General features: G+C 63.7%; 8 protein-coding genes and 1 pseudogene. 3 read left to right on the top strand and 6 right to left on the bottom strand.

Going from position 1 to position 8,278, the window contains the following annotated elements; translation table 11 throughout:
• Nucleotides 1-641, top strand: a 641-nt coding sequence (locus FJ319_13885) for a VTT domain-containing protein (GenBank protein MBM3935358.1), incomplete at its 5' end; no start/stop codon positions are given.
• A gap of 109 nt (nucleotides 642-750) precedes the next feature.
• Here the strand turns inward: FJ319_13885 and chrA are convergent.
• Nucleotides 751-1,932, bottom strand: a complete 1,182-nt coding sequence (gene chrA / locus FJ319_13880; protein MBM3935357.1) for a chromate efflux transporter — start codon at nucleotides 1,930-1,932, stop codon at nucleotides 751-753.
• Between the two features lie 170 nt (nucleotides 1,933-2,102).
• On the opposite strand from chrA, the gene FJ319_13875 reads away from it, so the two are divergent.
• A complete protein-coding gene (locus FJ319_13875) occupies nucleotides 2,103-2,543 on the top strand; it encodes an alkyl hydroperoxide reductase (GenBank protein MBM3935356.1) in 441 nt (146 codons plus the stop codon).
• Between the two features lie 118 nt (nucleotides 2,544-2,661).
• Nucleotides 2,662-3,566: pseudogene (locus FJ319_13870) on the top strand (hypothetical protein).
• Here FJ319_13870 and FJ319_13865 read toward each other — a convergent pair.
• The 5 genes from FJ319_13865 to FJ319_13845 form a co-directional block, all read right to left on the bottom strand.
• Entirely contained in the window at nucleotides 3,563-4,168 is a 606-nt protein-coding gene (locus FJ319_13865) for a hypothetical protein (GenBank protein MBM3935355.1), read from the bottom strand. The pseudogene FJ319_13870 and the gene FJ319_13865 overlap by 4 nt on opposite strands.
• Before the next feature lie 132 nt (nucleotides 4,169-4,300).
• The gene (locus FJ319_13860; protein ID MBM3935354.1) at nucleotides 4,301-4,954 is read right to left on the bottom strand and encodes an HAD family phosphatase; all 654 of its coding nucleotides are present in this window, start codon (nucleotides 4,952-4,954) and stop codon (nucleotides 4,301-4,303) included.
• 15 nt (nucleotides 4,955-4,969) lie between these two features.
• Nucleotides 4,970-6,094 carry a phosphoribosylaminoimidazolesuccinocarboxamide synthase gene (locus tag FJ319_13855; protein ID MBM3935353.1) on the bottom strand — a complete coding sequence of 375 codons (1,125 nt, stop codon included), beginning with the start codon at nucleotides 6,092-6,094 and terminating at the stop codon, nucleotides 4,970-4,972.
• 45 nt (nucleotides 6,095-6,139) lie between these two features.
• Nucleotides 6,140-7,264 carry a DNA polymerase III subunit beta gene (gene dnaN / locus FJ319_13850; GenBank protein ID MBM3935352.1) on the bottom strand — a complete coding sequence of 375 codons (1,125 nt, stop codon included), beginning with the start codon at nucleotides 7,262-7,264 and terminating at the stop codon, nucleotides 6,140-6,142.
• A gap of 224 nt (nucleotides 7,265-7,488) precedes the next feature.
• Nucleotides 7,489-7,980: a hypothetical protein gene (locus tag FJ319_13845; GenBank protein MBM3935351.1), complete on the bottom strand. Its 492-nt coding sequence runs from the start codon at nucleotides 7,978-7,980 to the stop codon at nucleotides 7,489-7,491.
• Between the last annotated feature and the right edge of the window lie 298 nt (nucleotides 7,981-8,278).

Raw genomic sequence — 8,278 nt, 5'->3', positions numbered from 1 at the left:
GACCTATGATGAACGGAACGGTCGCAACAACACCGATCGAGATTACCGGCGCCGCGATGCGGAAGCCGTTTGCAGTCAGAGAGTACCTGACCTCAGCCAGGAAAGCAGTTGAGCAGACCACGCTCCGGCAGCGCGTGGCGGCAGGCTCAATCGCGACCGTTCTTGTGGGCGCCGGGTTGTGGCTCACGATGGGTACCCACTTCGCCGCGTACTTCACAGTGTTCGCACTGAGCGCGCTGTCGAATGCGACGCTGTTCCTGCCCTCCGGCAGCGGGCTGATCATGGTCAGCGGCGCGGTGATCCTGAACCCGCTTATGGTGGCCCTGCTGGGCGCGATCGGCGGCGGGCTCGGCAACCTCACGGGATACTTCATAGGAAAGTCTTCCCGGAACGTCATAAAGAAAGACTACATGCCGCGCTGGGTTATCAACAAGGCGCAGAAGAACACCAACGCGACGATCTTCGTTGTGTCCCTGATCCCGAACCCGTTCGTGGACGCACACGGCATCCTGGCCGGGCGGCTGGGGGTGCCTCTGAAGCAGTACCTTGTGTACTCGATCATTGGGAAGATCATACAGTCGGTGGTGCTGGTGTACCTGGCGCTGTGGAATATCTCGCTTGTGAAGTCGTTCCTGGGGTAGAGGGACGCAGAAATTAAGGCAAGTGATACGGGCGGCCAGATGGGCCGCCCGTATGTTTTTGGACGAGTTGGACGAGTTGGACAGGTTGGAATTGGCGCGGGCAAAGGTCTTATGCCTGCAGGGCCGCCAGGGCAGCGCCGGCGGCGGCTGAGAGGGCCACCACGAGCCACGGCGGCAGCTTCCAGAACGCCAGGAGGGCGAAGGTGGCGAGGGCGAGGGCGGAGTCCTCCGCCGACTCGATGGCGCTGGTCCAGACGGGGTCGTAGAGCGCGGCGAGAAGTAGTCCCACGACGGCGGCGTTGATACCCATGAGCGCGCGCCTGAATCCGGAGATGGCCCCGAGCCGGTCCCAGATCGGGAGAGCGCTGGCGACGAGCAAGTAGGACGGCAGGAAGACCACGACTACCGCGAAGACGCCGCCGGCCCACATGGGCAGGCCCAGGTCCAGCAGCGCGCCCACGTAGCCCGCGAATGTGAACAGCGGGCCCGGGACTGCCTGCGCCGCGCCGTAGCCGGCGATAAACTCGTCGCGCGTCAGCAGGCCGCCCTCCCCTACCACCTCGGCCTCCATCACGGGCAGGATGACGTGGCCGCCACCGAAGACGAGCGACCCTACGCGGTAGAAAGTATCCGCCGCGGAAGCCGCTTCCGAGTCCGCCGCCTGCCGCAGCAGCGGGAGCGCAGCCAGCAGGACCAGGAATGCGGCGAGGAAGAGCGGCGCAGCGGCGGAGCGGCCCTTGCGGGTCACCGCATGCGCCTCGGCTGCAGGCTGCCCAGGGCGGAGCAGCAGCCATCCGATGAGGCCTCCAGCGACAATGACGGCTATCTGGACGAGAGCGCCGCTGAAGAAGAGGAGCGCCCCGGCCGCGGAAATCGCGAGCGTAATTCGAGGCCGGTCCGGGCACAGCGTGCGGGCCATCCCCCACACTGCGAGCGCCACGACGGCAACGGCCACCACCTTCAGCCCGTGGAGCCAGCCGGCGTCGCTGACATCTCCGATGGCGGACACGCCGTAGGCGAATGCGATCATCGCCGCGGCGGATGGCCACGTGAATCCAAGCCAGGCGACGATGCCGCCGAGATGGCCGGCCCGCACGATGCCGATCGCCATTCCCACCTGGCTGCTCGCCGGTCCCGGAAGAAACTGGCAGAGGGCAACGATGTCTGCGTACGCCTGCTCTCCCAGCCACTTGCGGCGGGCGACGTATTCCTCGCGAAAGTAACCCAGGTGGGCGACGGGCCCGCCGAAGGACGTGAGGCCGAGGCGCGTGGCGACGAGGAAGATCTCCAGGAGCCTCGCAAATGTGCCCGCGGGATGGCGGTCGACCGGTTTCGCCTTCGCACGCTCTTCGATGGTCCGACTCCGTTTGCTGTGGCTATCTGCTGCGCGTGCATTCTACTTCCGAGCAAACCGTCGCACAACGATATCCGGAGAGTGTCCGAATCTGGAATAATGGCGTTATGAACACCATCGAACGCGCGGCGCCGGTGGACCGCACAAAGGCCAGGGAGCGACGAGCGAGGCTGACTCTTGCGCTCGCCGCGCTGTACAACGCCGCGTGCGCGGTGTGGACCGTCATGTGGCCCGAATCGTTCTTCGACCTGATGGCGCTCCCGCAGCCGACCTACCCTGCGCTCTGGCAGTGCATAGGGATGATGGTGGGCGTCTTTGGCCTCGGTTACGCGTACGCCGCCTGGCGCATCGACCGCGCGACGCCGTTCGTCGCGCTCGGCCTGCTGGGCAAGCTCTTCGGGCCGATGGGATGGATTTCTGCGGTCTCTTCCGGCGAGTGGCCCGCGCGGACATTCATGCTGGTATTCTTCAACGACATCATCTGGTGGATACCCTTCACCCTCACCCTCGCCTGCGTCATCCGCTATGAATTCAGGCGCCGCGTCTGACACTCCCGCCGACTCGCCCCCGTTGGCGTGACGCCAAGAACGACTCGTCCACCCGTGCGACGGCAGAATAATCCGCCGCTAGCTATATTGGAGTTAGACCTATGTGCGGGGGTGGAAGATGCCGTTCAAGCGAAACACGAGGCTGAATCCATACCAGGTTGAAGACAGGCGGGGCCGGCGAATCGGACGCGGGGGCGGCGGCATGCCGATTGCGGTCGGCGGCGGCGGGGGCATCGGGATTCTCGTGCTTATCGCCATGTTCCTCATCAACGCGTTCGCCGGCGGCGGCGCGCCCACGGGCTCATCACAAATACAGAACCCCGGAAACCAGCCGGCGCAGGGAGGGACGGGCTCCCTGGCGGAGAACTGCCAGACCGGCGAGGACGCGAACGAGCGCGACGACTGCCGGATTGTGGGGTTCGTAAACAGCGTTCAGCAATACTGGTCGGACGAGTTCGCCCGGCGGGGCAACAGGTACACGGAAGCCACGACGGTGCTGTTCACGGACTACGTGGAAACGGGCTGCGGCAACGCATCGTCCGAAGTGGGGCCGTTCTACTGTCCTGTGGACAGGAAGATATACCTCGACCTGGGCTTCTTCAGCGAGCTGCGCTCGCGCTTCGGCGCGCGCGGGGGGGGCCGCTGGCGCAGGGGTACGTGGTGGCTCACGAGTACGGCCATCACATCCAGAACATGATCGGCACGCTGGACCTGAACGAGCGCGACACCGGTCCGCAGAGCACGGCGGTGCGCGTGGAGCTTCAGGCGGACTGCTTCGCTGGGCCGTGGGCGCACCACGCAGAGGCCACCGGATACATGGAGCCCCTGACGGACGCGGAGATTGCGGACGCGCTGGACGCCGCGGCGGCGGTCGGCGACGACCGCATACAGAAGAGCATCCAGGGGCGCGTTAACCCGGAGGCGTGGACACACGGCTCGGCCGAGCAGAGGCAGCGGTGGTTCAAGACGGCCCACAGCACCGGCAACATGGCGGCGTGCGACACCTTCAGGGGAAGCGTTTAGGGCGGCTGCAACACCGCGGCGCGGGCGGTCTCCTCCACCCTCCATGGCCGCTTCTTGAGGATGAGGTCGAAGACCGGTGTTGTGGCGAAGGTGGTCACGAGCGCCATGATGACGAGCAGGGTGAATAGCCTGGGCGATATGACGCCCAGGTCCAGGCCGATGTTGAGGACGATAAGCTCAACGAGTCCGCGTGGGTTCATTAGAATCCCCAGCGCGGCGGAGTCGCGCAGGCCGACGCCGGTCACGCGCGCGGCGATGACGGTTCCGCCGAACTTTCCCACGGTTGCGACCAGGACGATGAGGCCGCAGAAGAGCAAGTCGCCGGCAGTGGTCAGCAGCCCGAACTCCGTCCGCATCCCCGTGAAGGCGAAGAACACCGGCAGGAACATTATCCTCACAACGTCCTGGAGGCGGTGGGTCGCCTCCCTCGCGACGCGGCTATCGTGCGGGATGACTGCGCCCAGGAGGAATGCGCCGAAGATCGCGTGGATGCCGATGTACTCGGTGACCAGGGCGGAAACGAGGATCGCGACGGCGATGGTGGCCAGGGCGCCCTCGCCATCGGTCTTGCCGCCCTTGATCTCCTTGACGCGCGCCTTCATGGCCTCGCGCTCTTCGGCGGTGAAGCCGTCGGACTTCTTGCCGGACGAGGCGGCACTCCCGGCGGCCTTCTTTTGTGTTGTCGGCTTCTAATCTGCCATGGCTTCCCCTTCCGCTTTCAATTGTCTAAGGTACTATCGGTGAAACCAGTGCCCCAACACCGCTTCGAGCTCTTCCGCCGACCCGGCGCAGGCGAAGACTTCGCCGACATCCCGCCCGGCCCCGAGTCCGCCGGGCGTGAAGTAGACACATTCCAGCCCTGCCCCGCGGGCGGCGGCGACGCCGCGCGGCGAGTCCTCCACGGCGATGCAGTCCATCGCGGCGAGGCCTGCACGCTGGATACCTGCCAGGTAGCCGTCGGGATGCGGCTTTGACCTTGGGTAGTCCTCGCGCACGACAGTGAAGTCCATGTGCGCGAGCATGCCGGATTGCCCGTGTATGATGTCGAAGTGCTCGCGGCGCGACCCCGTCACGATCCCCATTGTGGTGAAGCGCTGCCGCATACGCCCGAGAAGGTCCAGCATGCCCGGGATTGCGATATTCTCAGTCCGGAGCATCGCGCTGTAGCGCGCGTTGCGCCGTGAATGGAGATTCCGAAGGTCCTCACCATCCAGCCCGGAAAGCGAGAGCAGGCTCATCCCGTCCTTGAGGTTTATCTCCTCATACTGGGTCCAGGTGGCCGTCACCCCTATCGCCGCCAGCTCCTGCCGGTTTGCCTCGAAATACAACCTCTCCGTGTCCACCAGGACGCCATCGTTGTCCCAGAGGATGGCGCGCTTCTTTTCCATTCCCGGCGCCTTGCGTTATTTACGCGCGACCAGGTTATCCAGAACCTTGCGCAGGCCGCTCACGACCCGCTCATCGCGAGGCCGCATATCGGGCACGAACCGCTTGCCTAGGAGCTCCTGGATGCCGGTGACATAGCGCGCGGCGATGACCCTGCGCTGGTCGTCCGTATAGCCCTTTTCACCCTCAGAAAAGCCGCGCGCGAACTCCTTGGAGTACGACTTCGGGTTAAGCTCGTCGATCTCCTTCCGGCTGAGTCTCGCCATCTGGGCATCGTAGTCCGACGCCAGCCAGAAACGGGACGAGTCCATGGTCAGGATCTCGTCCTGGCTCACGATCTTTCCGGCCTTATTGACGCCGTGCTCGAACTTGGTATCGACAAGGATGATGCCCTTGCCGCGCAGGAACTGCGAAGCCATCCCGAACGCGACCAGCCCGCTGTTCCGCAGCGCGGTGTACTGCGCCGCCGTGATGTGCCCCTGCTTTATCATCTCATCAGGGGACAGCGTCACATCGTGGTCGTCAGATTTCGTCGAGGGCGTGTCCATGACGTACGGCAAGGGGCCGTTGACGACCAGGCCGTCTGGGACAACGTGCCCCGCGAACGTCTTGTCGCCGCGCTTCCACGCCTGGTAGAACGATGTCGAAGTCGAGCTCTTCGCCATGTACGCCCTGAAGATATTCTCGATTGGAACGAGCTTCAGGTTTTCGGCGGCGATGACGACGTCGTTATCCGCGAGGCCGGGCACGTCGAACTGCGAGGTGCCGATGGCGGGCTCGACCAGCCGCCTCATGTAGTTGTGGTTCGCCGCGAGGATCTGGTCCTTGAAAGGAATCTCCCCCCGGTTGATATCGTGCGTGGAGATCCGTTGCGTCCTGACCATGATCCGCAGGGGCCTGCCGTCATGCGTCTCCAGCCGGGGGTTTTCGGCCTTGACGACGCCGCCGCCCTTCTTGGGGAACTCAACTTTTCCGCCGTAGATAGAGTCAGAGACCTTTCCCGGCCGGGCGATGAATCCCTCCAAAGCAGGGATAGCCCCCGAATCAAGGATCTCCTGTGTGGAGCTGACTTTCCCCTCGTTCGCCATGTAGCTGGTGACCAGGTCCAGAGCCTGGTTTTCCGTCAGTAGCTCGTTATTCACCGTTATACCTCGTAAGAATGGCCACCGCCGTGTCGCCCCGCATAATCACCATTGGACAAACATTGGCATCACAACGTGGACGTATTTGTCGTTGCCCACCGGCTTGATGACGCCGGGGCTGGACGGCGTGGTGGTCTCCAGCGCGACTTCGCTCGACTGGAGGACGCCGAGGACATCGGCCAGGTACTTGCTGTTGAAAGCAATTTTTGACTCGTTGCCCTCCACCTTCGCGTCGATCTCGCCCTTATTCTCGCCGACCTCTTCCGAGCGGGAGAGGACCGAGACGCGGCCGCCGTCGCCGCTTGTCACCTGGATGCGGACGATGCCGCTGCCGTCGCGCGCGAAGATGGACGCGGCGCGAGTGGCGCGGACAAAGTCCGAGAGGCCCACGACGGCGCGGGAATCGAACGACTGCGGGATGAGCTGGGAGTAGTTGGGGAATGTGCCCTGAACGAGCTGGGTAACGATCTCGATGTTGTCCAGTCGGAAGAGGGCCTGGCTCTTGGAGGGGGTGACTATGAACTGGATGAACTCCGACTGGCCGCCTGCGAGCCTGCTGACTTCCTGGAGAGTGCGGGCCGGGACGATGAAGCTCACCGCCTGGTCTATGGGCTCCATCAGCTTGCCCTTGTACACCGCCAGGCGGAAGCCGTCCGCCGCTGCGAAGGTGAACTGGTCGCCGGACATCTCAACCTTGATGCCCGTGAGCACCGGGCGGGAGTCTTCGGTGGCGGCGGCGAACACCACGTGGGCGATAGCATCGCGCAGCGCCTGCGCCTCCACCTTGCCGGCGACACCGGACTCCACAGTCGGCACGGGAGGAAAGTCTTCGGCGTCGGAGCCGTTGATCTGCGCCTTGAACCTTGCGCAGCTCACCTCCAGGCTCAGCGGCTGCTTTACGGCCTTGAAATCTATGCGCTCTGCCGGCAGGGAGCTCACGAACTCGGTCAGCAGGCGCGCGGGGACCGTGATCTCCCCCGGCTCTTCCGTTTGCGCGCCGATCCATGTGCTGATCGCGATCTCCAGATTGGTGGCGGAAAGCTTCAGCCGGCCCTGGTCGGACGCGAGGAGGACGTTCTGCGTGATCGGCAGCGTGGTGCGCGTGGCGACCGCCCTACCGACGATCGACAGGCCGCGGCTGAGGTTCTCCTGAAGGCATGAAAGGCGCATTTTGGCACACTCCCAGTTATGTATTGGGTAGTATAGTGGCGCGAAAAATGGCCGTCAACGCTACAGGTTGTGGTTGGTGGGGGTACGGGGTACGGGGTGCGGGGTATAGGGTACGGTAGTAAGTAGTCAGTAGTCAGTAGTCGGTAGTTGGTAGTGGGCCAGCCAAAGGAAAAAGCAAGGGGCTCACGAATGTGAGCCCCTGAGACAATTGCAGAGAGAGGGTGCTACTGGACGGTGATGCGGCCGGTCATGCCGAGCGCCTGGTGGGGGACGCAAATGAACTCGAAGCTGCCCGCCTGGTCGAAAGTGTAGTTAAAGGAAAGCGACTGCCGCGCATCGGCCGCGCGGTCCAGGTTGAGCGCCTCGGAGGTGAAGGTGTGGAACTCCGACTCCGATGTAATGGTGAATGTCACCAGCTCGCCAACCTTGAAGTTGAGCTGGGCAGGATCAAAGCCGTACTGGCCGCTGCCGCCCGGATCCTTCATGTGTACCGTCACCGGCGTGCCGCCGCCGACCTCGCCGTTATCCTCCTCGGCAGGAGCGGGATATGGAGCGCCCAGGGCCTCGGCGGCCTTCATTACCAGCTCCACCGGGGCCGCGGCGGGGACTGCCGGAGAAACCCCGGCGGGCGTTGGAGTCGCCTTCTCTTCAGTGGTGCAGGCAAAAAGGACAGACATTACAAACACTACGGGCAGAACACGCAAGAGAGATCGCATGGACAAGCTCACCCCAGTGTGTTTGGCCCACGCCGCAGGCGCGGCAAAGGGGCCATTGGTGAATAGTTTCACACATGGTAGCAGTTTGGCCTATGCCGGTCAACGAACGCCCGGGCGACTGTCTTTGCTCAGTGATATTGTCAGTAGGTAACTGCTCAGTGAATATGTCAGTCCATGAGAGGACTACATTTGACCGAGCGAGAAGCGAAGAGAGCACAGATACTGAACCTTGTTCTGGAGGGGCGTTGCGAGGCAAGTAAGGCCGCTGAGCTGATGGGTGTCAGCGAGCGACATGTGT

It is taken from the genome of SAR202 cluster bacterium (assembly GCA_016872355.1).
GTDB lineage: Bacteria > Chloroflexota > Dehalococcoidia > Lucifugimonadales > VGZY01 > VGZY01.
Note: the sequence above shows the minus strand (reverse complement) of the source record. Positions and strands in the feature narration are given on the sequence as shown.

Excerpts from the sequence above, each read along its gene's own strand:
- FJ319_13875 (MBM3935356.1), top strand. The coding sequence starts at position 2,103 with ATGAACACCATCGAACGCGCGGCGCCGGTGGACCGCACAAAGGCCAGG.
- dnaN (MBM3935352.1), bottom strand. The coding sequence starts at position 7,264 with ATGCGCCTTTCATGCCTTCAGGAGAACCTCAGCCGCGGCCTGTCGATC.
- FJ319_13865 (MBM3935355.1), bottom strand. The coding sequence starts at position 4,168 with ATGAAGGCGCGCGTCAAGGAGATCAAGGGCGGCAAGACCGATGGCGAG.
- FJ319_13845 (MBM3935351.1), bottom strand. The coding sequence starts at position 7,980 with ATGCGATCTCTCTTGCGTGTTCTGCCCGTAGTGTTTGTAATGTCTGTC.
- FJ319_13860 (MBM3935354.1), bottom strand. The coding sequence starts at position 4,954 with ATGGAAAAGAAGCGCGCCATCCTCTGGGACAACGATGGCGTCCTGGTG.